The sequence below is a fragment of the Nocardioides aquaticus genome (assembly GCF_018459925.1).
Lineage (GTDB): Bacteria > Actinomycetota > Actinomycetes > Propionibacteriales > Nocardioidaceae > Nocardioides > Nocardioides aquaticus.
In genome coordinates, this window is record NZ_CP075371.1 from 2,126,201 (window position 1) to 2,152,966 (window position 26,766).

Here is a 26,766-nt window from a genome sequence, read left to right on the forward strand (position 1 = left end):
GGGCGGCACGAGACGACAGGGGTGCGGCAGATGACCGACGCAGGAACGTTCCCGGGCGGTGGGTCCTTCGGTGGCTCGGCCGCCGGCGAGATGCCCCCGATGGTGCGCACCCCGGCGCCGCCGCGCGCCCCGCAGGCGCCGCTGGGCACCAGCGAGCCGCTGCCCTTCGAGCGCCCGGCGCGCCCCGAGGCGGCTGCCCCCGCCGAGGCGCCGGCCGAGGTGGAGATCGGTCCGACCGGTCGCCCGATGCCCTTCCTGCCCGAGCCCGGCCCGGTCGCCGAGGGCGCCCGTGCCCGGGTGATCTCGATGTGCAACCAGAAGGGCGGGGTGGGCAAGACCACCACGACCATCAACCTGGGCGCCTCGCTGGCCGAGTACGGCCGCCGCGTCCTGCTCGTCGACTTCGACCCCCAGGGTTCGCTGTCGGTCGGCCTCGGGCTGAACCCCCAGGGCATGGACCTGACGATCTACAACCTGCTGATGCAGTCCGACGTGACCCTCGACGAGGTCGTCGTGCCCTCCGGCGTGCCCGGCATGGACCTGCTGCCCTCCAACATCGACCTGTCGGCCGCCGAGGTGCAGCTGGTCCACGAGGTCGGCCGCGAGCAGACCCTGCAGCGCGTGCTGGGGCCCGCGATGGAGGCCTATGACGTCATCCTCATCGACTGCCAGCCCTCGCTGGGCCTGCTGACGGTCAACGCGCTCACCGCCTCCGACGGCGTCATCGTGCCGCTCGAGTGCGAGTACTTCGCGCTGCGCGGCGTGGCCCTGCTCAAGACCACGATCGACAAGGTGCGCGAGCGGCTCAACCCCAAGCTGTCCATCGACGGCGTGCTCGGCACGATGTACGACGGGCGCACCCTGCACGGCCGCGAGGTCATGGAGCGCCTGGTCCAGGCCTGGGGCGACACGGTCTTCCACACCGTCATCCGCCGCACGGTGAAGTTCTCCGACTCCACCGTGGCCGGCGAGCCGATCACCTCCTACGCCTCGTCCTCGCCGGGCGCGGCGGCGTACCGTCAGCTGGCCAAGGAGGTGCTGGTCCGGTGCCACGACGCGTGAGCATGCCCTCGGCCGACGACCTGTTCCGGCCCACCGAGGACGCCGCCGCGGGCGCCGACGCCAAGCCGCGCTCCGTACGGGCCGTGCCCGACGACGCCACCGAGACCGCGCCCGCGCAACGTCGTCCCAGCGGTCGGGTCCGCCACGACGAGAAGATGACCGTCTACGTCACCGCCGAGGAGCTGCTCAGCATCGAGCACACCCGGCTGACCCTGCGTGCGAGCCACGGGCTGGCCGTCGACCGGGGCCGGCTGGTGCGCGAGGCGTTGGCGCTCGTGCTCGCCGAGTACGACGCGAACGGTGCCGACAGCGCGCTGGTGCGACGGCTCGCCGAGGGATGAGCGAGCAGCCGGACCCCACCCCGGCGTTCGCGGTGCACCTCGACAACTTCGAGGGCCCCTTCGACCTGCTGCTGAGCCTGATCTCGAAGCACAAGCTCGACATCACCGAGGTCTCGCTGTCCCGGGTCACCGACGAGTTCATCGCCCACGTCAAGGCCGGCGGCACCGTCTGGGACCTCGAGCAGACCACGTCGTTCCTGCTGGTCGCCTCCACCCTGCTCGACCTCAAGGCCGCCCGGCTGCTGCCGCAGGCCGAGGTGGAGGACGAGGAGGACCTGGCGCTGCTCGAGGCCCGTGACCTGCTCTTCGCCCGGCTGCTGCAGTACAAGGCCTTCAAGCTGGTCGCGGCCCGGATGGGCGAGCGGCTCGCCGGTGAGTCGCGGCGCCACCCGCGGGCCGTCGGTCTCGAGGACCGGTACGCCGCACTGCTGCCGGAGGTGCTGATCGGCATCGGGCTGGAGCAGTTCGCGGCGCTGGCGGCGAGGGCGCTGGCGCCCAAGCCGGTCGTGGAGGTCTCGCTCGAGCACATCCACACCAGCACCGTCAGCGTCCGGGAGCAGGGTGCGCTCGTGGTCTCCCGGCTCCGGGCGCAGGGCACGCTCACCTTCCGCACGCTGTGCGGCGACTCCCCGGACACCCTCACCACGGTGGCCCGGTTCCTGTCGCTGCTGGAGCTCTTCCGCGAGGGCGTGGTCGTCTTCGAGCAGGCCAGCGCCCTGGCCGAGCTCAGCATCCGCTGGACGGGGGCCGAGGACGCCGAGGTCGAGATCACCGACGAGTTCGACGGCGCCCCGCCCCAGGCGGACCCGCCGGCCCCGCGAGAGGATGACCCCGATGGACACTGACGCCCCCCGTACCGACGACCCGGCCCTCGACGACCCGGCCCTCGACGTGCCCCTCGCCCCGCTGCGTCCCTCGCTCGAGGCGATGCTGATGATCGCCGACCAGCCGCTCGACGAGCCCACGCTCGCCGCCGCGGTCGGCCACCCGGCCGACGCCGTGGCCGGGGCGCTGGTCGACCTGGCCCACGAGTACGACGAGCAGCGCCGCGGCTTCGAGCTGCGCAACGTCGCCGGCGGGTGGCGCTACTACACCCGCGACGAGTACGCCCCCGTCGTCGAGGCCTACGTCCTCGAGGGCCAGCAGGCCCGGCTGACCCAGGCCGCCCTCGAGACCCTCGCCGTGGTGGCCTACCGCCAGCCGATCGCCCGGGCCCGGGTGTCGGCGATCCGCGGCGTCAACGTCGACGGCGTGATGCGCACCCTGCTGACCCGCGGCCTGGTCGAGGAGGCCGGCGCCGACCACGAGTCCGGTGCCACGCTGTTCCGTACCACCGGCTACTTCCTCGAGCGGATCGGGGTCACCGGGCTCGACGACCTGCCCGACCTGGCGCCCTACCTGCCCGACATGGCCGACATGGAGGACGAGCTGGCCGGCCTCTCCGGCCGCGCGCCGGACCCGGTCGGGCCGGCCTCCACCCCCGACCTGCCCCCCGACGCACCCCAGGAGAACCCATGAGCGACCTGCCCGAGGGCGTGCCCGTCGACGAGGACGGCCGGGTACGCCTGCAGAAGCTGCTGGCCGCCTCCGGCGTCGCCTCGCGCCGCAAGTGCGAGGAGCTGATGCTCGGCGGCGAGGTCGTCGTCGATGGCGAGGTGGTCACCCGCCTCGGCACCAAGGTCGACCCGACCACCGCGGTGATCCGGGTCTCCGGGCGGCGGCTGCCGCCGGTCTCGCCGCACGTCTACCTCGTGCTGAACAAGCCGACCGGCGTCGTCTCGACGATGTCGGACCCGCAGGGCCGCCGCACCCTCTCGGACCTCGTCGAGGACCGCCCCGAGCGGCTCTTCCACGTCGGACGCCTCGACACGGACACCTCCGGCCTGCTGCTGCTGACCAACGACGGCGACTTCGCGCAGCGGATGGCGCACCCGTCCTACGAGGTCGACAAGACCTACGTCGCCGAGGTCGAGGGCGAGGTCCACATCCGCACGGTCCGCCAGCTGATCGCCGGTGTCGAGCTCGACGACGGCCCGGTCACCGTCAGCGCCGCCCGGGTCGTCGGCGGCGACCCGCGGCACGACTCGCAGGGCAAGTCCATCGTCGAGCTGACCATCCATGAGGGCCGGAACCGGATCGTGCGCCGCCTGCTCGACCACGTGGGGCACCCCGTACGCCGCCTCACCCGCACCGCGATCGGACCCGTACGCCTGGGCAAGCAGCCGGTCGGCGCCCTGCGCGACCTCACGCACGACGAGCTCGGCGCGCTGCTCGACCGCGCGGAGATGTGACCGAGCCCGAGGACCTCGACGAGGTCGAGCAGCAGCGCTGGCTGGTCGTCGGCGGCCGTCGCTGGCGACGCCAGGACCCGGCGCTGCCCGAGGACGTCGCCGCCCGCCTCAAGTCCCACCTGGGCCGGGGGCGCAGCGGCACCGGCGCCGCCCGCAAGCGGGGCGACGACGAGGCCGTCGCCGCTGCCCGCCACCGCACCGGCCTGGCCAAGCACGGCCTGGGGGAGCGGGGCGACCCGTGGTGGGATCAGTCCGACGACGAGCGCCGCGAGCGCTGGGAGCAGGCGCTGACCGAGCTGGACGCGCTCGACGGTGACGGTGGGGGGCGAGGCGACTAGCGTCGGAGGATGAGCGCACCGCGCCTGGGATCTCAGCCGCTGCCGGGGCTGCTGCGCCCCTACGTCACGGGCCTGGTCGCCTACGACGGCGTCGGCGAGCCGGGGGTGCACCGTGGTCTGCCGTCGACCTCGCTGACCCTCGTCCTGCCGGTGGGCGAGCCGGTCCTCGTGGGGTGGTCCTTGGCGGACCCCGGGCCGGCGCGCTGGTCAGTGATCTCCGGCCTCCGCGACGTTCCTGCAGCCATCCATCACGGCGGCCGACAGCGCGGGTTGCAGCTCTCGCTCACCGTGAGCGGGGCCCGTGCCCTGCTCGGCGTGCCGGCGGCCGCGCTCGCCGGTGAGATCCTCACGCTCGAGGAGGTCGGTCGTCTCCAGCAGCTCCCCGCACTGGTGCACGACGCCGACGACGTGACCACCGCGGCTCCCGCGGTGCTGGCCGCCCTGCTCGACGCTGTCGACGAGGACGCCGCGGCCACGGTGCGCGCCGAGGTCGGCCGGTCGCTGGCGCTGCTGAGCCGCGGCGCAGGCGTGCAGGAGTCGGCCGACCAGGTCGGCTACGGACGGCGCCACCTCGGCGCTCTCGTGCGTTCCGAGACGGGCCTGACCCCGCGCACGATCACGCGGATCGCCCGGTTCGAGCGTGCGCAGGCCGTCCTGCGGGGCGCGTCGCCGGGCACGCTGGGGGACGTGGCGGCTCGTGCCGGCTACGCCGACCAGTCGCACCTGACCCGGGAGTGGCTCGCCCTCGCGGGGTGCACCCCGTCGGCGTGGCGGCGCGACGAGCTCCCAAACGTCCAAGACGCGGTGTCCGCCCCCGGGTGAGGGTGGACCCATGACGACCCACGACATCGGCCTCTGGCACTCCCTGACCCTGCGCGACGCGGACTCGATGTTCGCGTGGCTGCGCGCCGTGGGGTTCGTCGAGCACGCCACCTACCGCGACGAGGCCGACCCGTCGGTCGTGCAGCACTCCGAGTGGACCTGGTCCGGAGGCGACGGCGTCACGGGCGGGCTGATGGTGGGGTCGGCCCGGGACGCCCAGCCGGGCGGCAACGGGTCGGCGTACCTCGTCTGCACGGACCCGACGGCGGTGATGGCGGCGGCGCTCGCGGCCGGCGGCACCGAAGTGGTGGCCATCGAGGACAAGGGGTACGGCGGCACCGGTGGCACGGTGGCCGACCCCGAGGGCAACCACTGGTCGCTCGGGACCTACCGACCCTCCTGAGGTGCCGGCCCGAGGTGCCGGCCTGAGACGCCCGCCGCCCCCGACCCGTGCCCTCGCTAGCCTGGGTCCGGTCCAGAGGTGGCGAGCGGAGGAGGCACGGTGTCGGTCAGGGCGGTCCGAGGGGCCACGCAGCTCGACGAGGACGTGCGCGAGCACATGCTCGAGCGGGTCGAGGAGATGGTCCGCGACGTGATGGCCGCCAACGGTCTCGAGGTCGACGACTTCATCTCGATCATCTTCACCGCCACCTCCGACCTGGTCAGCGAGTTCCCGGCCTACGCGGCCCGCCAGCTCGGCTTCTCCGACGTTCCGCTGCTGTGCGCCCGGGAGCTCGAGATCGAGCGGTCGATGCCGCGGGTGGTGCGGATGATGGCGCACGTCGAGACCGACCTGCCCCGCGCGGACCTGACCCACGTCTACCTCCACGGCGCGGCAGCCCTGCGCCGCGACCTGTCCCGGGTGCGCTCCGTCCCCGATGAGTGAGACCGATGAGTGAGACCGATGGGTGAGACCGGCGCCGGCGCCCGTACGCCGGTGGTCGCCGGGGTGCCCGGGCCCGTCGAGGTCGTCGGCGTCGGCCTGCTGGGCGCCTCGATCGGCCTGGCCTGCCGCCGGGCGGGGCTCGAGGTGCTGCTGCGCGACGTCAACGACGACCACGTCCGGACCGCCTCGGGGCTCGGCGCCGGGCGGGCCGTCCGGCCCGACGACGTGCCTGCCCTGGTGGTCGTGGCGGTCCCGCCGGACCACCTCGCCGCCGAGGTCGGACGGGCGCTGGACCGGGTCCGTGACGTCCCGGGCGCGGTGGTGACCGACGTCGGCAGCGTGAAGTCCGGCCCGCTGAACGCCCTCGCCGCGCACCCCGGGCTCGGCCGCTACGTCGGCGGCCACCCGATGGCCGGCAGCGAGCGGTCCGGGCCGCTGGCCGCGACCGCGGCCCTCTTCGACGGCCGCCCGTGGGCGGTGACTCCGCACCCGTCCTCCGCGCCGGACGCGACCGCGGTCGTCGAGGCGCTGGCGCTGCTCTGCGGCGGGGTGCCGGTCCGGCTGACGCCCGACGAGCACGACCAGGCCGTCGCCCGCACCTCTCACGTGCCGCACCTGCTCGCCTCGGTGGTCGCCGCCCGGCTGGCCGAGGCGCCGGGCTCGCACCTGGCGCTGTCCGGCCAGGGGGTGCGCGACGTCACACGGGTCGCGGCCGGCGATCCCGCGCTGTACGGCCAGATCGTCAGCGCCAACGCCGACGCGGTGGTCGCGCTGCTCGGCGAGGTCCGCGCCGACCTCGACCGGGTGATCGCGGCCGTGGCCGGGGCGGACCGGCCCGCGCTGGAGGAGGTGCTGGGCCGCGGCGCCGCCGGCACCCGCGCCATCCCGGGCAAGCACGGCGGCCCGGCGCGGCCCGTGCTCACCGTGCACGTCTCGGTGCCCGACCACCCCGGCGAGCTGGCCCGGTTGTTCGCCGACGCCGGTCGCAGCGGGGTCAACATCGAGGACGTCCGGATCGACCACGACCCCGGCCGCCCGGTCGGGCTGGTCGAGCTGGTCGTGGAGGAGGTCGGCGCCGAGCACCTGCGGGGGTCGCTCGAATCGAGGGGTTGGCTCACGCACCGGTAGGCTGACCTGCCGTGAGCAGCACCCCCGGACCCGCCGCCCCCGCCGACCAGGCAGGGGCCGCCGTACCGTCCCCCGACCTGGTGGTCGCCGTCGACGGCACCTCCGGGTCGGGCAAGTCGAGCACCTCGCGCCAGGTCGCGCACCGGCTCGGGCTGCGCTACCTCGACACCGGCGCCCAGTTCCGCGCAATCACCTGGTGGATGCTGCACCACGGCGTCGACGTGCACGACGCCGACGCCGTCGCCGCCCGGGCCGCCGAGCCCGTGGTCGTGTCCGGCACCGACCCGCTGGAGCCCACGATCACCGTCGACGGTGAGGACGTGGCGACCGCCGTACGCACCCCCGAGGTGACCGGTGCGGTCTCCCCGGTCAGCACCGTCCCCGAGGTGCGCGCCCGGTTGCTGGCGCTGCAGCGCGAGGTCATCGGCGCCGGCGGGATCGTGGTCGAGGGCCGCGACATCGGCTCGGTGGTGTGGCCGCAGGCCGACCTCAAGCTCTACGTGACCGCCGACCCGTCGGCGCGCGCGACCCGCCGCAGCGCCGAGGAGGGCGGCAGCGACGCCACCGCCACCGAGCAGGTGCTCCGCGAGCGCGACCGGATCGACTCCGGGCGCGCCACCGCCCCGCTGCGCCGCGCCGACGGCGCGGTCGAGCTCGACACCACGCCGCACACCCTCGACGAGGTCGTCGACCTCGTCCTGGGCCTGGTCCGCGACCTCCCGTCCCGGACCTCGCCGTGAGGTCCGCCGGCGCCCTCCGCGAGGCGTCCCACCTGCTCCCGCCGCGCTCCGACGCCGCCGCCCACCCCACCCGCTGGCTGATGCGCGGCGGCCGACCGCCCTCGCGGTGGCTGATGCGTCGCCGATGGGACGTGCGGGTGCACGGTGGCGAGCACGTGCCCGGCCGGGGACCGGTGGTGCTCGCGGGCAACCACGTCGGGTACCTCGACGGGCCGCTGGTGGCCGCCTTCGCGCCCCGGCCGCTGCACGTGCTGACCAAGACCGAGATGTTCGCCGGGGGCCTGGGCCGTTTCCTCGCGGCCGCGGGCCAGATGCCGCTCGACCGCTTCACCGTCGACCCCCGGGCGGTCCGCACCAGCCTGCGGGTGCTCCGCGACGGCGGTGCGGTCGGCATCTTCCCCGAGGGCGTGCGCGGCGACGGGTCGCTGGACCGCTTCCACCGCGGCGCGGCGTACCTCGCGCTGGTCACCGATGCCCCCGTGGTGCCCTTCCTCGTCGTGGGCACCCGCGAGCCCGGCGGCCACACCGACAGCCTGCCCGCCCGCGGGGCCCGGATCGACCTCTCCTTCGGCGAGCCGCTCGACCTGGGCCGCGTGGACTGGCCGCGCACCCGCGAGCTGGTCGCCGCCTGCTCCACCACGCTGCGGCGACGCATGCTGGACCACCAGACCGACGCACTGGCCCACCTGGGCCGAACCCTCCCCGGGCCCCTGCCCGCCGGGGAGCTCGAACCCGAGCCGGGCGGCGGAGTCACGGAGCATTCCCGATGAGCGAGCACGACCCCCAGGACCACGGGGACGGTCAGCCCGAGTACGAGTTCGACACCGAGGGCTTCGACGGCGAGGGCCCGCTGGGCCCGCTGCCGATCCTGGCCGTCGTCGGGCGCCCCAACGTGGGCAAGTCGACCCTGGTCAACCGGATCCTCGGCCGACGCGAGGCGGTCGTCGAGGACGTCCCCGGCGTCACCCGGGACCGCGTCTCCTACGACGCCGACTGGGCCGGGCGTGCCTTCACCCTGGTCGACACCGGCGGCTGGGACCCCGACGCCCGCGGCCTCGCGCAGCGGATCGCGGCCCAGGCCGAGATCGCGGTGACCCTCGCCGACGCGGTGATGTTCGTCGTGGACGCCACCATCGGGATCACCGACCACGACGAGGAGGTGGTCAAGGTCCTGCGCCGCTCCGGCAAGCCGATCGTCCTGGCCGCCAACAAGGTCGACGACATGCGCGCCGAGGCCGAGGCCGCCGGCCTGTGGAACCTCGGCCTGGGGGAGCCCCACGTCGTCTCCGCGCTTCACGGTCGCGGATCGGGCGACCTGCTCGACGCCGTCCTGGCAGCGCTGCCCGAGACCCCGCCCGAGCGCGACGCCGAGCCCGGCGGCCCCCGCCGGATCGCGATCGTCGGCAAGCCCAACGTCGGCAAGTCCTCGCTGCTGAACCGCCTCGCCCAGGAAGACCGGGTCGTGGTCGACAGCGTCGCCGGCACCACGGTCGACCCCGTCGACGAGCTGGTCGAGCTCGGCGGGCGCGTCTGGCGCTTCGTCGACACCGCCGGCATCCGCAAGCGGGTCAAGGAGTCCTCGGGCCACGAGTACTACGCCTCGCTGCGCACCAGCCAGGCCATCGACCGCGCCGAGGTGGCCGTGCTGGTCGTCGACGCCGAGCAGCCGCTCTCGGAGCAGGACGTCCGGATCCTGCAGACCGTGCGGGAGTCCGGCCGGGCCCTGGTCATCGCCTTCAACAAGTGGGACCTCGTCGACGAGGAGCGCCAGCACTTCCTCAAGCGCGAGATCGAGCGCGACCTGGTGCAGGTGCAGTGGGCGCCGCGGGTCAACATCACCGCGCGCACCGGCTGGCACGTCGACCGGCTGGTCCCGGCCCTCGACAAGGCCATCGAGGGCTGGGAGACCCGGATCACCACCGGGCAGCTCAACGCCTTCATCGGCCGCCTGGTCGCCGAGAACCCGCACCCCGTGCGCAGCGGCAAGCAGCCCAAGATCCTCTTCGGCACCCAGGCCGGCTCGGCCCCGCCGATGTTCGTGCTGTTCACCAGCGGCAAGCTCGACCAGGGCTACGAGCGCTACATCGAGCGCCGCCTGCGCGAGGAGTTCGGGTTCGTCGGGACCCCGATCATCCTGCAGCAGCGGGTGCGTGAGAAGCGCAAGCGCCGCTGACGCGATGACCGGGGTACGGTGCGGGGGTCCCAGGACGCCCGCTGCCCGACCACCCTTCGGCTGACCTGCACCGCTTGACCCGTTCGAACATGTGTTCGATGATCGGGGGGTGTCAGCACCCGTCGCCCTCGACCCCACGCGCTCGGTCCTGGACCAGCTGCGTGAGCGGGTCTCGGCGCTGGAGGGCGCCCCGGCGCGGCTGCCGCTGCCCACCCACCCCGCCGTGGCGAGCGTGCTGGGGCTGCGGGCCGGGGGGTCGTACGGCGTCGACTCCGCCTCGCTCGCCCTGGCCCTGGCGGCCGGGGCGTCGCAGGCCGGGGAGTGGGTCGGCTTCGCGGGGTGGGGCGACTTCGGCGCCGAGGCGGCCGAGGAGCTGGGCGTCGACCTGAGTCGTACGGTCCTGGTTCCCGAGCCCGGCGAGCACTGGCGCGAGGTGACCGCGGCCCTGGTCGACGTGCTCCGCGTGGTCGTGCTCCGCCCGCCGCTGGCCGTCGACGCGACGTCCGCCGGGCGGATCGAGGCCCGGCTGCGCACCCGCTCGGCCGCGCTGGTGGTCTGGGGGAATGGCCCCGCTGCGACGCCCGGCTCTCCCTGGAGCAGGTGCGCTGGACCGGTCCTGAGCAAGGCCGCGGCGTGCTGCGGCAGCGGCGGGCGACCCTGGCCGTACGCCGGGGCACCGCGCCCGCGGTGCGCGCCGACGTGCTGTTCCCCGGGGAGAGGTCGGCGCTGGAGCTGGTCGCGCCGGAGCACGAGCGACGCGTCACCCGGCCCACCCGCTGGGCGACAGCGCCTGCGGGGGCGGCCGGATGAGCGCCCGGGTCCTGGTCGTGTGGTGCCCCGACTGGCCGGTCGTGGCCGCGCTGGTCGAGGCCGGTCGGCCGACCGCGGCCCCGGCGGCGGTGCTGCACGCCGGTGCGGTCGAGGTCTGCAACGGCCCGGCCCGCGCCGAGTCGGTGCGCCGCGGCCAGCGCCGCCGCGACGCCCAGGCCCGCTGTCCCGAGCTGGTGCTGCTGGACGCGAACCCCGACCGCGACGTGCGCACCTTCGAGCCGGTCCTGGCCGCGGTCGAGGCGCTGCGCCCCGGGGTCTCCCCGATGCGGCCGGGCCTGCTGGCCGTCCGGGCGCCGGGACGCTACTTCGGCGGCGAGGAGTCGGCCGCCGCGGTCGTCGCGGAGTGCCTGGTCGACCAGGGCGTCTGGGACTGCCGGGTCGGCGTGGCCGACGACCTCTTCACCGCCGAGCAGGCCGCCCGGACCGCGGAGGTCCAGGGCTGCCGGGTGGTGCCCCCGGGCGGGTCCGGGGCCTTCCTGCGCGGGCTGCCGGTGGCGGTGCTCGAGGGCGACGGCCCGGCCGGTCGCGAGGCTGTCTCCCTGTTGCGCCGCCTCGGCCTGCGCACCCTCGGCGACCTGGCCGACCTGCCCGGCGAGGCGGTCCGGCAGCGGTTCGGGCGCTACGGCGGCGAGGTGTGGCGCCGCGTGCGCGGCGAGGACCCGAGCCTGGTCGCGGCCCGCACCCCGCCGCCCGAGCTGGCCACCGAGGTGCCCTTCGAGCCGCCCCTGGACTCCGTCGAGGCCATCTGCTTCAGCGTCCGCACCACCGCCGAGCGGTTCGTGACCGGCCTGGCCGAGCGCGGCCTGGTGGCCACCGAGGTGCGGGTCGAGGCCGAGCAGGACGGCGTCGTGGCGTCCTCGCGGGCCTGGCTGCACCCGCGCCACTTCTCCTCCCGCGACCTCGTCGACCGGGTGCACTGGCAGCTGCAGTCCCGCGCGACCAGCGGGCTGCGACCGGGCCGCGACGCCGGGGCGATGACCGCGCCGGTGGGCCTGGTCCGCTTCCTGCCGGAGACCGTCGAGCCCACCGCCGCCCACGCCGAGGGCCTGTGGGGCGGCAGCGCCGACGACCAGGTCGAGCGGGGCGTGGCCCGGGTCCAGGCCCTGGTCGGCTTCGACGCCGTACGCCGCCCGGTGCGCCAGGGCGGTCGGTCGCCCGCGGCCCGGCAGGCCACCGTGTCGTGGGGGGAGCGGGCAGTCGGGCTGCGTCCGGTCGAGCGGCCCTGGCCGGGCCGGGTGCCCGGACCGCCCCCCGTGCGGGTCTTCCCGGCCCCGCTGGGCGCCGAGGTCGTCGACGAGGGCGGGCGGGCGGTCGCGGTGACCGACCGGGGCGTGGTCACCGCCGAGCCGTCCCGGTTCCGTCTCGCCGCGACCTCGGCCTCCGCGACCGGCTCCGCCACCGCGAGGCCTGCCCAGCTGCCCTGGCAGCCGGTCGCGGCGTGGGCCGGCCCGTGGCCGGTCGACGAGTCGTGGTGGGACGGCGGCGCGGCCCCGGGCCCCTCGGCCCGGTTCCAGGTGGTCGGCGTGGACGGCCGCGCCTGGCTGCTGGTCTGCGGGTCGGCCGGCTGGCGGGTCGAGGCGGGTTACGACTGATGGGCTGGAACAACCCCGAGCTGCCCTGGCGCGAGCTCGAGCGACGCCTCTCGGCCCGGCCGGGTGCCGAGGACGCCCCGATCTCGCGGCGCAAGGCCGCCCGCCCCTCCGAGCAGCCGGTGGCGCGCCCGAGCGGGGGCACGCCGTACGCCGAGCTGCACTGCCACAGCCACTACAGCTTCCTGGACGGCGCGAGCTCGCCGGCCGACCTGGTCGCCGAGGCCGCGCGGCTGGGCCTGGAGGGGCTGGCGCTGACCGACCACGACGGGTTCCACGGTGCGCCGCTGTTCGCCGAGGCCGCCGCGGTCCACGGGCTGCGCACGGTCTACGGCGCCGAGCTGTCGCTGGGGCTGAGCGGCCCGCAGAACGGCGTCGCCGACCCCGAGGGCCAGCACCTGCTCGTCCTGGCCCGCGGGGTCGAGGGCTACCACCGCCTGGCCGCGGCGATGACCGAGGCGCACCTGCGCGGCGACGAGAAGGGCAAGCCGGTCCACGACCTCGACGAGCTGGCCGAGCGCGGCCGGGGGCACTGGGCGGTGCTGACCGGGTGCCGCAAGGGCAGCGTGCGCCAGGCCCTGGCCGCCGGTGGGCCCCGGGCGGCCGCCGAGGCGCTGGACGCGCTGACCGCGCGCTTCGGCCTCGAGCACGTCCTGGTCGAGCTGAGCGCCCGTCCCGTGCCCGGGGCCGACGCCACCGAGGACCTGCTGGCCGCGCTGGCCGCCGACCACGGGCTCGACGTCGTGGCGACCGGCAACGTGCACCACGCCGCGCCGGCCCAGGCCCGGCTCGCCGCGGCGATGGCGGCCGTCCGCGCCCGGCGCAGCCTGGCCGACATGGACGGCTGGCTGGACCTGTCCGGCGGGGGACACCTGCGCAGCGGCGACGAGGTCGCCCGGGCCCTGCCGCGCCACCCCGCAGCGCTGGCCCGCACGGTCACCCTGGCCCGAGAGCTGGCCTTCGACCTGCGGGCGGCCTCGCCCCGGCTGCCCAAGCACCGGATCCCCGAGGGTCACACCCCGACCAGCTGGCTGCGGGTGATCGCCGAGCGTGGCTTCGCCGAGCGCTACGCCCGCACCCCGCACGCCGCCCAGGCCCGCGAGCGGATGGAGCACGAGCTGCAGGTGATCGAGGAGAAGGACTTCGCCGGCTACTTCGTGATCGTGCACGACATCGTCGACTTCGCCCGCAGCCAGGGCATCCTCTGCCAGGGCCGGGGCTCGGCCGCGAGCTCGGCGGTCTGCTTCGCGCTCGGGATCACCGCCGTCGACGCGGTCTTCTACCGGCTGCCCTTCGAGCGGTTCATCTCGCGGCACCGCGACGAGGAGCCCGACATCGACGTGGACTTCGACTCCGACCGCCGCGAGGAGGTCATCCAGTGGGTCTACGAGACCTACGGCCGCCGCAACGCCGCGCAGGTCGCCAACGTGATCACCTACCGCCCCCGGATGGCCGTGCGCGACGCCGCCAAGGCGCTCGGCTACTCCCCGGGCCAGCAGGACGCGTGGTCCAAGCAGATCGACGGCTGGTCCAGCGTGGTCGAGGGTGCCGGCAGCGGCCCCGACGACCGGGTGCACTCGATCCCGGACCCGGTGGTCTCGCTGGCCGAGGAGATGCTCGGGGCTCCCCGCCACCTGGGCATCCACTCCGGCGGGATGGTGCTCACCGAGCGCCCGATCGGGGAGGTCTGCCCGATCGAGCGGGCCTCGATGGAGGCGCGCACGGTCCTGCAGTGGGACAAGGACGGCTGCGAGACAATGGGGCTGGTCAAGTTCGACCTGCTCGGGCTGGGCATGCTCGGCGCGCTGGACCACATGATGCGGATGGTCGCCGAGCACCTGGGGGAGCGCTGGACGCTGGCCTCGATGCCCAAGGAGGAGCCGGCGGTCTACGACATGCTCTGCCGGGCGGACTCGATCGGGGTCTTCCAGGTCGAGAGCCGCGCCCAGATCGGCACCCTGCCGCGGCTGCGCCCGCGCGAGTTCTACGACCTGGCCATCGACATCGCGCTGATCCGCCCCGGGCCGATTCAGGGCGGCGCGGTCCACCCGTACATCCGGCGGGTCACCGGGCGCGAGGAGGTCGTCTACGACCACCCCGAGCTGGTGCCGGTCCTGGAGCGGACCAAGGGGGTGCCGCTGTTCCAGGAGCAGCTGATGGCGATGGCGGTGGCCCTGGGCGACTGCACCCGCGACGACGCCGACCTGCTGCGCCGCGCGATGGGCTCCAAGCGCGGGGTGGAGCGGATCGAGAGCATCAAGGAAAAGCTTTACGCCGGGATGGAGCGCCGTGGGCTGGTGGGGGACAAGGCCGACGCGATCTACGTCCAGATCCTGTCCTTCGCCAACTTCGGCTTCGCCGAGTCCCACGCGCTGAGCTTCGCGCTGCTGGTCTACGCCTCGTCGTGGTTCAAGCTGCACTACCCGGCGGCGTTCCTGGCCGGGCTGCTGCGCGCCCAGCCGATGGGCTTCTACTCCCCCCAGTCCCTGGTCGGCGACGCTCGCCGGCACGGCGTGCAGGTACGCCGGCCCGACCTGCTGCGCTCGGGCGTGCAGGCGGGGCTCGAGGTGGTGGACGGGCCGCTGGGCGGACAGGCGGAGGTGACCGGGCTGGCGGGGTGCTGCGAGGCGTCGTACCCCCGCGCGGAGTTCCGCGACGACGCCCCCGACCCGACCCGCACCCACCGCCGCGACGGGCGGCTGGCCTGCCGGATGGGGCTGGACTCCGTGCGCGGGATCGGCCCGGACGTCGCCCAGCGGATCGTCACCGCCCGCGAGCAGGCGCCGTACGCCGACGTCACCGACCTGTCGCGCCGCGCGGACCTGACCGCCTCGCAGCTGGAGGCCCTGGCCACCGCGGGCGCCTTCGAGTCCTTCGGCCTGGACCGGCGTCAGGCGCTGTGGAGCGCTGGCTTCGCCGAGAGCCCGGATCACGTGGCCGGCGTGACGCCCGCGCCGGCCGCGCCCGCGCTGCCGGGGATGGGGGAGGTGGAGGAGACGCTGGCCGACCTGTGGGCCACCGGCGTCTCCACCGAGCGACACCCCGTCGAGCACCTGCGCGAGCAGCTGCGCGCCGCCGGCATCCTGGCGGTGTCCGACCTCGGCCGGGTCGAGCACGGCCGGCGGGTGCACGTGGGCGGCCTGATCACCCACCGCCAGCGCCCAGGCACCGCCGGGGGGATCACCTTCCTCAACGTCGAGGACGAGACCGGGATGCTCAACGTGGTCTGCTCGGTCGGGGTGATGAAGGCCCACCGCCAGGCCGCCCGGCACCGCGTCGCGGTCGTGGTGCGTGGGATGCTCGAGCGCAAGGACGGCACGATCAACCTGGTCGCCGACCGGGTCACCGCCCTCGACACCGTGGTCGCCGGCGCCGGCAAGGCGCTCCAGGAGCGTCAGACCTCCCGCGACTTCCGCTGACCGCCGGACGACGCACGCGGCTCCCAGGACGGTACGTCCGTGTGGGTTCTGGGCCGGTACGACCCCACGAACGTGCCGTTCTGTCGGGCCCGGGTTCGGTCCATGTCGTCTGCTGGGGTAGTGTCCCGTCCGTTCCGCCAGGCACCTGCGGGTGGCCGTGACGGGGCTTCGGGCTGTGGCGCAGCTTGGTAGCGCACTTGACTGGGGGTCAAGGGGTCGCAGGTTCAAATCCTGTCAGCCCGACAAACGAAAGGCCGGTTCAACTGCGGAAACGCGGTGGGCCGGCCTTCGTCATTACTGAACCGAAACGCCTAACCCGACGCTTACTCGACGGTTTGGGTCGAATAGAACTGTCAGACGGCAGCAAAAGGCCCCCGCACCAGTGTCGGTGCGGGGGTCTTGTGGGGACCGGTCATGAGGAGCAGGCGGACGCTGAGGCTGCTGTACGGGTGTTGCGTCGCCGGGCAGCTGTCGGGTTCTGGGGCCCAACCCTCGGCGGTTGATGAGCGCTACGACTAAGGCCACATCCGCAGCGACTATGCCTGTTGCCACGAAGGTCTCCAAGCTTGCTGCCGAGCTGGATCTGCCCGCTCGCGGTCATGCGGTGCCGTCGGCGGTCTAGTCGGTGCTTAGAAAGACGCAGGGGTCGGATGGCTCCGATTCGTTCACATCGTTCATCTTGTGGTGGAACGGCGAATTGGCTGCGGGGGAGCGGTTAGGCTGCCGCCGATGGTCACGGGGGTGTGGTCACGATGGGGGAGTTATGCGCATCCAGGGTCTCACCGTGCAACGTCGTCGCGGAGCCGACCGTTCTACTCATATGGGCGCCCTGGCCCAGGGTGTGATGAGGGTTGGCCTGCTGGCGGGTAGGCCGACGGCGGTGGCCCGGAAGTGCACTGCAGCAGCCCTCATGGCATGCCTGATGCTCTGCATGGCGACTGTTGTGCCCACGTCTGCTGGAGCCGCTGGGGGAAGCACACTGCTGACCTCGACGTCTGCGGGTATCGCCGGCGAGCCCGTGCGGTTCAGTGGGAAGTTGAGCACACGAGGCGCCCGTCCGGTTCAACTGCAGCGGAAGGTTGGGACACGGTGGGTGAAGGTCGCTGACGCGAAGTCCAACAAGCGTGGCCAATTTGCCTTCAGGTCCACGATCCGGACCGTCAGCACGACCTACCGGGTGGAGGCGCCCGCCGTACGACTTGGCGGCAGGAAGTTGAAGGTGCTCAGCACTCCAGCGCGAAAGATCACCACTGAATCGCAGTCAGGATCTCTTGATCTGCCTACGACGGCTGACCAAGCCTCGACTATCTCGGTGGCCACGGTGTTCACCCCGCCACGGCCAGGCCGTCCAGTTGAGCTTCAGATGAAGACGCCGCGAGGCTGGGAGCAGGTGGCGACTGCGCCGCAGTCCACGGTTGGCGGCGCGAAATTCTTGGTTCCCACCGAAGCAGTCGGGTCCTTCGACTTCCGAGCCATGACGGCGCCGTTCAACGGCGCCTCGGCCGTCACCACGGCCCCCCGCACGCTGGAAGTAACCGCGACTCCTCCCACCGACATAACTCCCCCTGCCGTTCCGACTGGGGTGGTCGCGACGCCCGGGAATGGTCACGTCGGCCTGGCATGGAGCCCGGTCACTGCAAGCGACCTCGATGGCTACCTCGTCTACCGTGCGCCCACCGCCAACGGCCCTTGGGCCAAGCTCACCGCCATCCCGAACACCGCCACCGGCTACGACGCCACGGGCCTGACCAACGGCACGACCTACTGGTTCGCCATTACCAGCATCGACGACACTGGCAACGAGTCCGCAAAGTCCGCGCCCGGACAAGGGACACCGGCTGCGGTGCTAGACACCACTCCGCCCGCCGTTCCGACTGGGGTGGTCGCGACGCCCGGGAATGGTCACGTCGGCCTGGCATGGAGCCCGGTCACTGCAAGCGACCTCGATGGCTACCTCGTCTACCGTGCGCCCACCGCCAACGGCCCTTGGGCCAAGCTCACCGCCATCCCGAACACCGCCACCGGCTACGACGCCACGGGCCTGACCAACGGCACGACCTACTGGTTCGCCATTACCAGCATCGACGACACTGGCAACGAGTCCGCAAGGTCCAACGCCTCTCCCGCGACACCCGCCTCGCCGCCGTCGAGTGTCGTGGACCACTGCGGGACCTTGAGTGTTGATCAGACGTGGACGCCCGCAACGACCCACCGCTTGACGTGTGACTTGACGGTGCCAGCCGGGCGGACTCTCACGGTTGAGGCCGGGGCCGTCATCAAAGGAGCCGGGAACTCTTTGGGCCTGGATGTCGAGGGCACCTTGAACGTCAACGGCACCGCCGCCAACCCGGTCGTGTTCACCAGCCTGCGCGACGACACCGCCGGCGGCGACACCAACGGTGATGGCGACGCCACCACCCCCGCCACCGGCGACTGGGACGGCATCAGCATCCGGCCCGAGGCCCGCGCCACCTTCGACTACACCACCGTCGGCTATGGCCGGGTCGACTCCGGCGACGCCGACGTGTTCCGGTTCCGCCACTCCACCTCCCACGACTCCGATGGAACTGGTGTGTCGGTCCAGGTGGACCGCTCCGGGATCGACGCCGGCAGCGCGATCGTGGAGGTCTCTGACTCCACCGTCACCCGCGCCCGCTACAGCGGGATCGAGGTGGACGCGACCGGAAATCCGCAGGGCTCAGGCACCCAGATCCCCGTCCCCACCGTCGCCAACAACACCGTCACCAACTCCGGCGCCGACTCCAACACCTCCGCCGCGATCAGCGTCTCCGGTGATGCCCTGGATGGAAGCCTTCTGCGCGACAACTCCGGCACCGGGAACAAGATCAACAGCATCACCCTGGGCGGCACCCTCACCACCAATACCAGCGTCCCGCTCGGCGGCCTCCCCCTCGGCCTGGCGAACTCCTCTGTCAGGCCGCTGACCGTGGCCCCCGGCGCCACCATGAACGTCGCCGCCGGCCAGGTCATCAAGGCCCATCCCGGCAGCTACACCAGCCTGGATGTCGAGGGCACCTTGAACGTCAACGGCACCGCCGCCAACCCGGTCGTGTTCACCAGCCTGCGCGACGACACCGCCGGCGGCGACACCAACGGTGATGGCGACGCCACCACCCCCGCCACCGGCGACTGGGACGGCATCAGCATCCGGCCCGAGGCCCGCGCCACCTTCGACTACACCACCGTCGGCTATGGCCGGGTCGACTCCGGCGACGCCGACGTGTTCCGGTTCCGCCACTCCACCTCCCACGACTCCGATGGAACTGGTGTGTCGGTCCAGGTGGACCGCTCCGGGATCGACGCCGGCAGCGCGATCGTGGAGGTCTCTGACTCCACCGTCACCCGCGCCCGCTACAGCGGGATCGAGGTGGACGCGACCGGAAATCCGCAGGGCTCAGGCACCCAGATCCCCGTCCCCACCGTCGCCAACAACACCGTCACCAACTCCGGCGCCGACTCCAACACCTCCGCCGCGATCAGCGTCTCCGGTGATGCCCTGGATGGAAGCCTTCTGCGCGACAACTCCGGCACCGGGAACAAGATCAACAGCATCACCCTGGGCGGCACCCTCACCACCAATACCAGCGTCCCGCTCGGCGGCCTCCCCCTCGGCCTGGCGAACTCCTCTGTCAGGCCGCTGACCGTGGCCCCCGGCGCCACCATGAACGTCGCCGCCGGCCAGGTCATCAAGGCCCATCCCGGCAGCTACACCAGCCTGGATGTCGAGGGCACCTTGAACGTCAACGGCACCGCCGCCAACCCGGTCGTGTTCACCAGCCTGCGCGACGACACCGCCGGCGGCGACACCAACGGTGATGGCGACGCCACCACCCCCGCCACCGGCGACTGGGACGGCATCAGCATCCGGCCCGAGGCCCGCGCCACCTTCGACTACACCACCGTCGGCTATGGCCGGGTCGACTCCGGCGACGCCGACGTGTTCCGGTTCCGCCACTCCACCTCCCACGACTCCGATGGAACTGGTGTGTCGGTCCAGGTGGACCGCTCCGGGATCGACGCCGGCAGCGCGATCGTGGAGGTCTCTGACTCCACCGTCACCCGCGCCCGCTACAGCGGGATCGAGGTGGACGCGACCGGAAATCCGCAGGGCTCAGGCACCCAGATCCCCGTCCCCACCGTCGCCAACAACACCGTCACCAACTCCGGCGCCGACTCCAACACCTCCGCCGCGATCAGCGTCTCCGGTGATGCCCTGGATGGAAGCCTTCTGCGCGACAACTCCGGCACCGGGAACAAGATCAACAGCATCACCCTGGGCGGCACCCTCACCACCAATACCAGCGTCCCGCTCGGCGGCCTCCCCCTCGGCCTGGCGAACTCCTCTGTCAGGCCGCTGACCGTGGCCCCCGGCGCCACCATGAACGTCGCCGCCGGCCAGGTCATCAAGGCCCATCCCGGCAGCTACACCAGCCTGGATGTCGAGGGCACCTTGAACGTCAACGGCACCGCCGCCAACCCGGTCGTGTTCACCAGCCTGCGCGACGACACCGCCGGCGGCGACACCAACGGTGATGGCGACGCCACCACCCCCGCCACCGGCGACTGGGACGGCATCAGCATCCGGCCCGAGGCCCGCGCCACCTTCGACTACACCACCGTCGGCTATGGCCGGGTCGACTCCGGCGACGCCGACGTGTTCCGGTTCCGCCACTCCACCTCCCACGACTCCGATGGAACTGGTGTGTCGGTCCAGGTGGACCGCTCCGGGATCGACGCCGGCAGCGCGATCGTGGAGGTCTCTGACTCCACCGTCACCCGCGCCCGCTACAGCGGGATCGAGGTGGACGCGACCGGAAATCCGCAGGGCTCAGGCACCCAGATCCCCGTCCCCACCGTCGCCAACAACACCGTCACCAACTCCGGCGCCGACTCCAACACCTCCGCCGCGATCAGCGTCTCCGGTGATGCCCTGGATGGAAGCCTTCTGCGCGACAACTCCGGCACCGGGAACAAGATCAACAGCATCACCCTGGGCGGCACCCTCACCACCAATACCAGCGTCCCGCTCGGCGGCCTCCCCCTCGGCCTGGCGAACTCCTCTGTCAGGCCGCTGACCGTGGCCCCCGGCGCCACCATGAACGTCGCCGCCGGCCAGGTCATCAAGGCCCATCCCGGCAGCTACACCAGCCTGGATGTCGAGGGCACCTTGAACGTCAACGGCACCGCCGCCAACCCGGTCGTGTTCACCAGCCTGCGCGACGACACCGCCGGCGGCGACACCAACGGTGATGGCGACGCCACCACCCCCGCCACCGGCGACTGGGACGGCATCAGCATCCGGCCCGAGGCCCGCGCCACCTTCGACTACACCACCGTCGGCTATGGCCGGGTCGACTCCGGCGACGCCGACGTGTTCCGGTTCCGCCACTCCACCTCCCACGACTCCGATGGAACTGGTGTGTCGGTCCAGGTGGACCGCTCCGGGATCGACGCCGGCAGCGCGATCGTGGAGGTCTCTGACTCCACCGTCACCCGCGCCCGCTACAGCGGGATCGAGGTGGACGCGACCGGAAATCCGCAGGGCTCAGGCACCCAGATCCCCGTCCCCACCGTCGCCAACAACACCGTCACCAACTCCGGCGCCGACTCCAACACCTCCGCCGCGATCAGCGTCTCCGGTGATGCCCTGGATGGAAGCCTTCTGCGCGACAACTCCGGCACCGGGAACAAGATCAACAGCATCACCCTGGGCGGCACCCTCACCACCAATACCAGCGTCCCGCTCGGCGGCCTCCCCCTCGGCCTGGCGAACTCCTCTGTCAGGCCGCTGACCGTGGCCCCCGGCGCCACCATGAACGTCGCCGCCGGCCAGGTCATCAAGGCCCATCCCGGCAGCTACACCAGCCTGGATGTCGAGGGCACCTTGAACGTCAACGGCACCGCCGCCAACCCGGTCGTGTTCACCAGCCTGCGCGACGACACCGCCGGCGGCGACACCAACGGTGATGGCGACGCCACCACCCCCGCCACCGGCGACTGGGACGGCATCAGCATCCGGCCCGAGGCCCGCGCCACCTTCGACTACACCACCGTCGGCTATGGCCGGGTCGACTCCGGCGACGCCGACGTGTTCCGGTTCCGCCACTCCACCTCCCACGACTCCGATGGAACTGGTGTGTCGGTCCAGGTGGACCGCTCCGGGATCGACGCCGGCAGCGCGATCGTGGAGGTCTCTGACTCCACCGTCACCCGCGCCCGCTACAGCGGGATCGAGGTGGACGCGACCGGAAATCCGCAGGGCTCAGGCACCCAGATCCCCGTCCCCACCGTCGCCAACAACACCGTCACCAACTCCGGCGCCGACTCCAACACCTCCGCCGCGATCAGCGTCTCCGGTGATGCCCTGGATGGAAGCCTTCTGCGCGACAACTCCGGCACCGGGAACAAGATCAACAGCATCACCCTGGGCGGCACCCTCACCACCAATACCAGCGTCCCGCTCGGCGGCCTCCCCCTCGGCCTGGCGAACTCCTCTGTCAGGCCGCTGACCGTGGCCCCCGGCGCCACCATGAACGTCGCCGCCGGCCAGGTCATCAAGGCCCATCCCGGCAGCTACACCAGCCTGGATGTCGAGGGCACCTTGAACGTCAACGGCACCGCCGCCAACCCGGTCGTGTTCACCAGCCTGCGCGACGACACCGCCGGCGGCGACACCAACGGTGATGGCGACGCCACCACCCCCGCCACCGGCGACTGGGACGGCATCAGCATCCGGCCCGAGGCCCGCGCCACCTTCGACTACACCACCGTCGGCTATGGCCGGGTCGACTCCGGCGACGCCGACGTGTTCCGGTTCCGCCACTCCACCTCCCACGACTCCGATGGAACTGGTGTGTCGGTCCAGGTGGACCGCTCCGGGATCGACGCCGGCAGCGCGATCGTGGAGGTCTCTGACTCCACCGTCACCCGCGCCCGCTACAGCGGGATCGAGGTGGACGCGACCGGAAATCCGCAGGGCTCAGGCACCCAGATCCCCGTCCCCACCGTCGCCAACAACACCGTCACCAACTCCGGCGCCGACTCCAACACCTCCGCCGCGATCAGCGTCTCCGGTGATGCCCTGGATGGAAGCCTTCTGCGCGACAACTCCGGCACCGGGAACAAGATCAACAGCATCACCCTGGGCGGCACCCTCACCACCAATACCAGCGTCCCGCTCGGCGGCCTCCCCCTCGGCCTGGCGAACTCCTCTGTCAGGCCGCTGACCGTGGCCCCCGGCGCCACCATGAACGTCGCCGCCGGCCAGGTCATCAAGGCCCATCCCGGCAGCTACACCAGCCTGGATGTCGAGGGCACCTTGAACGTCAACGGCACCGCCGCCAACCCGGTCGTGTTCACCAGCCTGCGCGACGACACCGCCGGCGGCGACACCAACGGTGATGGCGACGCCACCACCCCCGCCACCGGCGACTGGGACGGCATCCACATCCGGACAGGCGGAGCTGCTTCTCTGCAGCATGCGAGAATTCTGTATGCCTCAGGCCCGCTGATTTCTTCCGGCGCCTTGGACGCGACAAATACTCGTATTGACCGCGCTGGCTCTACGTGCGTATCGGTGGATTCCGATGGAAGTGGCCGTTTTGCCGGGACCCTGCGCGGCTGCGAGACCGGTGTTTCCGCGTCCTCTTCCACACCTTTTGATGCTCGTCACATTGACTGGGGCGCGACATCCGGGCCGGGTGTGGACGGGAACCCGCAAGTTTCCGGAAACCTCGTGAGCTACTACCCGTGGGTCGGCGCGCCGATCCCCAAGCCGATCGCGCAGCCACCAGCCACCGAACCCGTTCGTGTGAACGACCAGTGCGCCGACTACCTCTTCATCGGCCTCCGCGGATCGGGGGAAACGGGTGGTCTGGGGCCGAAAGTCACTGACATCTACAACGGGCTGACCTCTGACTGGGTGGGTGTCGATGTTCCCGACGATGCGACTTTCGACAAGGTGGCGATCGCCTACGAGGCCAACCCCGTTCCAATCGTTGGTACCTCCGGTCGCAACGCGTGGCAGCAAGTTGGTGACGTCGCGAACTACACACCCGGCGCCTGGGACGGCGCAGTGCGGCTGGTCCTTCAGCTCCAGACGGCGGTCGAGGAGTGCGGTGACGCCGGACAGACGATTCTTCTCGGCGGTTACTCACAAGGCGCGTGGGCGATACACGCCGCGGTCAGCTATCTGGAGGCCACCGACTCTGACCTGCTGGACCGGATCGATGGCGTTGCCCTCTTGGCCGATCCGCTGAGATCCAGTTTCATGAGCCGGCAGAACCTGGGAACCGCCGAACCACACGACGGGGTTAGCGCCACCTTCATCGGATTCGCGGCCCTCGAGTTCAACGACTGGATCCAGGATTCCGCACTTTCGGGATTCCCGAGCGTGCCGAATTTGAGGATGAATGATTTCAGCTACCCCTCCACCCTGTACTCCAGCACGGTCGAGATGTGCGATTGGGGCGACGCAGTCTGCGACACAAGCTCATTCCTAAAGTTCCCCGAGGTCCTGAGCATCGAGGACTACTTCGTCGACGGCGCTGAGATCCATAGCGCCTACAACACGCAGCGACTGCGCGGCCTGGGAGCCGAACTCCAACGCATCGCGCTGAACAACTGAGCAGGCCAGCTTTTCAAGCAGGACCGTCTCACTGCGAGCAAGTGTCGAAACTAGGCCCGGGCAAGCCTCCCTGAATCGCTTGGCTGCTCGTTCGGGCCGGCAAGCAGACCAAAGGCCCCCGCACCAGTGTCGGTGCGGGGGCCTTGAGGATGCCGGTTCAGGCGGTCTGCTCGTCCTCCGGCGGTGGAGCGAAGTCATCTAGGGCCGTCCCGAGGTTCGGACCCTTCACGATGCGTCGCAAGTAGTGCTGGTCGGTGACCTTCGAGCCCGGCACGTGGCCGAGCTGGACCTGCGCCTCGTCCTTCGACGAGGTATCGCGGACCGTCGTGGCCACGGTCTTGCGGAAGGTCCGGGGCGTGACCCACTCGAGGTCTGAGCCCTTCCGGGCCGCACGCCACTGCCGGCGCAGGTTGTTCGGGCTGACCCAGGTGTCGTTCCGGGTCAGGAAGATGCCGTCCAGCTCGGTCTCCCGAGCCTGGTCGCGTCGCAGCCGGAGCACCTCCGCGGCCCAGTCGGGCAGGAGCAGCCGGCGGAACCCGGTCTCGGTCTTCGGGAGGTCCTGTCGGTAGAGGCTGCCCTTGCGGGGCTGGATGACGGTCCCGGTCACCGTCACCCACATGCCGTCGGCATCCTCGACAACCTCGGACCACCGCAGAGCCAACACCTCACCGATGCGGCACCCGGTGGCCAGGTGCAGGGCGACGACGTGGGCGAGGTCAGCGTTGGTCTTCGGTCCGGTTCTCTGACGGTTCGACCAGGCGCCGATGAGCTCGTAGACCTCACGGACGCCGGCGCCGTCGAGAACTTGCACCTCGTTCTTCGGTCGGGACACCTTCGTCACGGACCGGGCCGGGTTGGCCAAGAGGACGTCGTGGCGGACTGCCAGGTCGAACATCATCCCGAGGACGGTCTTGGTGTGCCGGGCCTCGGTGGGCTTGCCCAGGTCGTTGCTGATCTTCTTGACGTGGGCGTCCAGACGTCCGACGGACGCCTCACGGAGCCGTAGTGCACCGAGGGGCTTGCGGATGCGGCGCTCGACGATGGCCTTGTAGCCGTCGTAGGTGGACTCGCGGATGCTGCCGCCGGCCTTGACCTCCTCGAGCCACAGGTCGGCCAGGTTGGCGACGGTGGACTCCCTGCTCAGCACACCGTCACCGGCGGGAGCGGCACGCTGGGTGAGCTTCACCTTGAGGGCGTTGCTGGCCTTGTTGGCGGTGGTGCCGTTGGCGGTCACGACGCGCGTGACGCCGTCGGTGTCACGGAACCGGGCCGAGGCGATGAAGCCGCCGCGGGCCTGCTTGGTGATGCTGACGTTGCCCCAGGAGCCGATGGGGAGGGGCGGGCGGGCCATCAGGCTGCCTCGGTCTGCGCGTCGAGCCAGGCGTCGACGACGGCGCGGCGGTAGCGGAGGTCGTTTCCGACCTTGATGGCGGAGGGGCCGTACCCCTGGACTCGCCAGCGGTAGAGGGTCCGCTTGGGCTTGCCGAGCCACTCGGCGAGCTCGTCGATGGTGAGGAGGGGGTCGAAGGGCTTCTCGGGGGTCGTGGTACTCACGGTTGCTCCATGCGTTGTGGGCTCCGGGGGAGCCGTGTGCAGAGGCACCGTGCGCGGCGGTCAGCCCTGGTCAATGGCGCTCAGGCCCGGATCGTGTGGCTTGCGCCATGCCCACGAGGGGCCCGGGGGTAAGTCTGGGTAACCCTGGGTGAGTCGCAAGTAGCGACTACCTACAGAAGAGAGAAGACGAGAAGAGAAGACAAGAAGAGGCTTGTACCCGGCGTGACCGCCGCCCGTCACAAGCTCCGGGGATGCCGGGTCCCCTTGAGGTTTGGGGCTTAGAGACACGGGTGGGACCCCGGTACGGCGCGGACGGTCCAGTCCATGACCCCCTCACCGACCGCCAGCCGTTCAACTCCTAGTACTCCGGCGATATCCAGCCAGCCAAGCCCAGGCGCACCGCGACTACGCCACCAAGACCCTGATCGTCCCCACGGCCCCGGCGAAGCCTGTCGTCGGTGACGACATCGGCCCCGACAACTACGACCTCGCCAGCCGACGCATCACCGGAGACGTCGTCTACACGACCGAGTCCCGCAAGATTGCCCGCGCATGGAGCGTCGTCGCCATCGACGGCAACCTCCACGGCGTCACCCCGAAGGCCCTGTGCGAGCTCCGAGCCTCCGGCATTCCGTTGACCGAGGTGACCCCGTGAACCCCGTCATCGCACCCAAGCCCGCGCCCCTGACCGGCCCCATCACGCTGGAGGAGGCCATCGCGGACATCAACTACCGCCACCTCCTCGTCGCCCCCTACGGCAAGGCGACGGCCGACCTCCACGAGGAACTGCACCGGGTCTGGTTCACCCTCCACAAGCCTCGCCTCGCCCGCTCAACCCACTGACACATTCACCAGTACGGCCACCCTGACACCCCAGGGTGGGCGTACTTCTTCGCCCAGACCAGGCGACCCGTAGGAGACACTGTGACCTAGCTCGCCCCCGAC

Annotated in this window: 20 protein-coding genes and 1 tRNA gene; 19 read left to right on the plus strand and 2 right to left on the minus strand. The window is 72.0% G+C overall.

Going from position 1 to position 26,766, the window contains the following annotated elements; all coding sequences use genetic code 11:
* Nucleotides 1-141: 141 nt before the first annotated feature.
* From ENKNEFLB_RS10265 to ENKNEFLB_RS10350, 18 genes are all read left to right on the plus strand, one after another.
* A complete protein-coding gene (locus tag ENKNEFLB_RS10265; protein WP_420830548.1) occupies nt 142-1,062 on the plus strand; it encodes a ParA family protein in 921 nt (306 codons plus the stop codon).
* Between the two features lie 2 nt (nt 1,063-1,064).
* A complete protein-coding gene (locus ENKNEFLB_RS10270) occupies nt 1,065-1,403 on the plus strand; it encodes a hypothetical protein (RefSeq protein ID WP_246536004.1) in 339 nt (112 codons plus the stop codon).
* Nucleotides 1,400-2,248, plus strand: coding sequence for a segregation and condensation protein A (locus ENKNEFLB_RS10275; RefSeq protein ID WP_214059088.1), 849 nt, complete (start codon nt 1,400-1,402; stop codon nt 2,246-2,248). The genes ENKNEFLB_RS10270 and ENKNEFLB_RS10275 overlap by 4 nt, the downstream gene beginning before the upstream one ends.
* Nucleotides 2,238-2,921 carry an SMC-Scp complex subunit ScpB gene (gene scpB / locus ENKNEFLB_RS10280; protein WP_214059089.1) on the plus strand — a complete coding sequence of 228 codons (684 nt, stop codon included), beginning with the start codon at nt 2,238-2,240 and terminating at the stop codon, nt 2,919-2,921. The genes ENKNEFLB_RS10275 and scpB overlap by 11 nt, the downstream gene beginning before the upstream one ends.
* Complete coding sequence (locus ENKNEFLB_RS10285; protein ID WP_160007907.1) at nt 2,918-3,694, plus strand: pseudouridine synthase; 777 nt, start codon at nt 2,918-2,920, stop codon at nt 3,692-3,694. The genes scpB and ENKNEFLB_RS10285 overlap by 4 nt, the downstream gene beginning before the upstream one ends.
* Nucleotides 3,691-4,032 carry a hypothetical protein gene (locus tag ENKNEFLB_RS10290; protein WP_214059090.1) on the plus strand — a complete coding sequence of 114 codons (342 nt, stop codon included), beginning with the start codon at nt 3,691-3,693 and terminating at the stop codon, nt 4,030-4,032. The genes ENKNEFLB_RS10285 and ENKNEFLB_RS10290 overlap by 4 nt, the downstream gene beginning before the upstream one ends.
* Before the next feature lie 9 nt (nt 4,033-4,041).
* Nucleotides 4,042-4,854, plus strand: coding sequence for an AraC family transcriptional regulator (locus ENKNEFLB_RS10295; protein WP_214059091.1), 813 nt, complete (start codon nt 4,042-4,044; stop codon nt 4,852-4,854).
* A 10-nt stretch (nt 4,855-4,864) separates the two neighbouring features.
* Nucleotides 4,865-5,257, plus strand: coding sequence for a VOC family protein (locus ENKNEFLB_RS10300; protein ID WP_214059092.1), 393 nt, complete (start codon nt 4,865-4,867; stop codon nt 5,255-5,257).
* Nucleotides 5,258-5,356: 99 nt separating this feature from the next.
* A complete protein-coding gene (gene aroH, locus ENKNEFLB_RS10305) occupies nt 5,357-5,740 on the plus strand; it encodes a chorismate mutase (protein WP_214059093.1) in 384 nt (127 codons plus the stop codon).
* An 18-nt stretch (nt 5,741-5,758) separates the two neighbouring features.
* A complete protein-coding gene (locus ENKNEFLB_RS10310; RefSeq protein WP_214059094.1) occupies nt 5,759-6,868 on the plus strand; it encodes a prephenate dehydrogenase in 1,110 nt (369 codons plus the stop codon).
* Nucleotides 6,869-6,879: 11 nt separating this feature from the next.
* Nucleotides 6,880-7,608 carry a (d)CMP kinase gene (cmk, locus tag ENKNEFLB_RS10315; protein ID WP_246535955.1) on the plus strand — a complete coding sequence of 243 codons (729 nt, stop codon included), beginning with the start codon at nt 6,880-6,882 and terminating at the stop codon, nt 7,606-7,608.
* The gene (locus tag ENKNEFLB_RS10320; RefSeq protein WP_246535956.1) at nt 7,605-8,378 is read left to right on the plus strand and encodes a lysophospholipid acyltransferase family protein; all 774 of its coding nucleotides are present in this window, start codon (nt 7,605-7,607) and stop codon (nt 8,376-8,378) included. Before cmk ends, ENKNEFLB_RS10320 begins: the two co-directional genes overlap by 4 nt.
* Nucleotides 8,375-9,781: a ribosome biogenesis GTPase Der gene (gene der, locus ENKNEFLB_RS10325; RefSeq protein WP_214059095.1), complete on the plus strand. Its 1,407-nt coding sequence runs from the start codon at nt 8,375-8,377 to the stop codon at nt 9,779-9,781. The genes ENKNEFLB_RS10320 and der overlap by 4 nt, the downstream gene beginning before the upstream one ends.
* A 633-nt stretch (nt 9,782-10,414) precedes the next feature.
* Nucleotides 10,415-10,591, plus strand: a complete 177-nt coding sequence (locus ENKNEFLB_RS10330; protein ID WP_214059096.1) for a hypothetical protein — start codon at nt 10,415-10,417, stop codon at nt 10,589-10,591.
* Entirely contained in the window at nt 10,588-12,204 is a 1,617-nt protein-coding gene (locus ENKNEFLB_RS10335; RefSeq protein WP_214059097.1) for a DNA polymerase Y family protein, read from the plus strand. The genes ENKNEFLB_RS10330 and ENKNEFLB_RS10335 overlap by 4 nt, the downstream gene beginning before the upstream one ends.
* Nucleotides 12,204-15,620 carry an error-prone DNA polymerase gene (locus tag ENKNEFLB_RS10340; protein WP_214059098.1) on the plus strand — a complete coding sequence of 1,139 codons (3,417 nt, stop codon included), beginning with the start codon at nt 12,204-12,206 and terminating at the stop codon, nt 15,618-15,620. Before ENKNEFLB_RS10335 ends, ENKNEFLB_RS10340 begins: the two co-directional genes overlap by 1 nt.
* A 169-nt stretch (nt 15,621-15,789) precedes the next feature.
* Nucleotides 15,790-15,863, plus strand: a tRNA-Pro gene (locus ENKNEFLB_RS10345).
* An 850-nt stretch (nt 15,864-16,713) separates the two neighbouring features.
* Nucleotides 16,714-24,267 carry a cutinase family protein gene (locus ENKNEFLB_RS10350; protein WP_214059099.1) on the plus strand — a complete coding sequence of 2,518 codons (7,554 nt, stop codon included), beginning with the start codon at nt 16,714-16,716 and terminating at the stop codon, nt 24,265-24,267.
* A 157-nt stretch (nt 24,268-24,424) separates the two neighbouring features.
* On the opposite strand, the gene ENKNEFLB_RS10355 is transcribed toward ENKNEFLB_RS10350, so the two are convergent.
* Both ENKNEFLB_RS10355 and ENKNEFLB_RS10360 read right to left on the minus strand, forming a co-directional pair.
* Nucleotides 24,425-25,618 (minus strand): tyrosine-type recombinase/integrase, encoded by a 1,194-nt coding sequence (locus ENKNEFLB_RS10355; RefSeq protein ID WP_214059100.1) that lies wholly within the window; start codon nt 25,616-25,618, stop codon nt 24,425-24,427.
* Nucleotides 25,618-25,821, minus strand: a complete 204-nt coding sequence (locus tag ENKNEFLB_RS10360; RefSeq protein WP_214059101.1) for a helix-turn-helix transcriptional regulator — start codon at nt 25,819-25,821, stop codon at nt 25,618-25,620. Before ENKNEFLB_RS10360 ends, ENKNEFLB_RS10355 begins: the two co-directional genes overlap by 1 nt.
* A gap of 651 nt (nt 25,822-26,472) precedes the next feature.
* On the opposite strand from ENKNEFLB_RS10360, the gene ENKNEFLB_RS10365 reads away from it, so the two are divergent.
* On the plus strand, nt 26,473-26,664 hold the full coding sequence (locus tag ENKNEFLB_RS10365; protein ID WP_214059102.1) for a hypothetical protein: 192 nt from the start codon (nt 26,473-26,475) through the stop codon (nt 26,662-26,664).
* Nucleotides 26,665-26,766 lie beyond the last annotated feature (102 nt).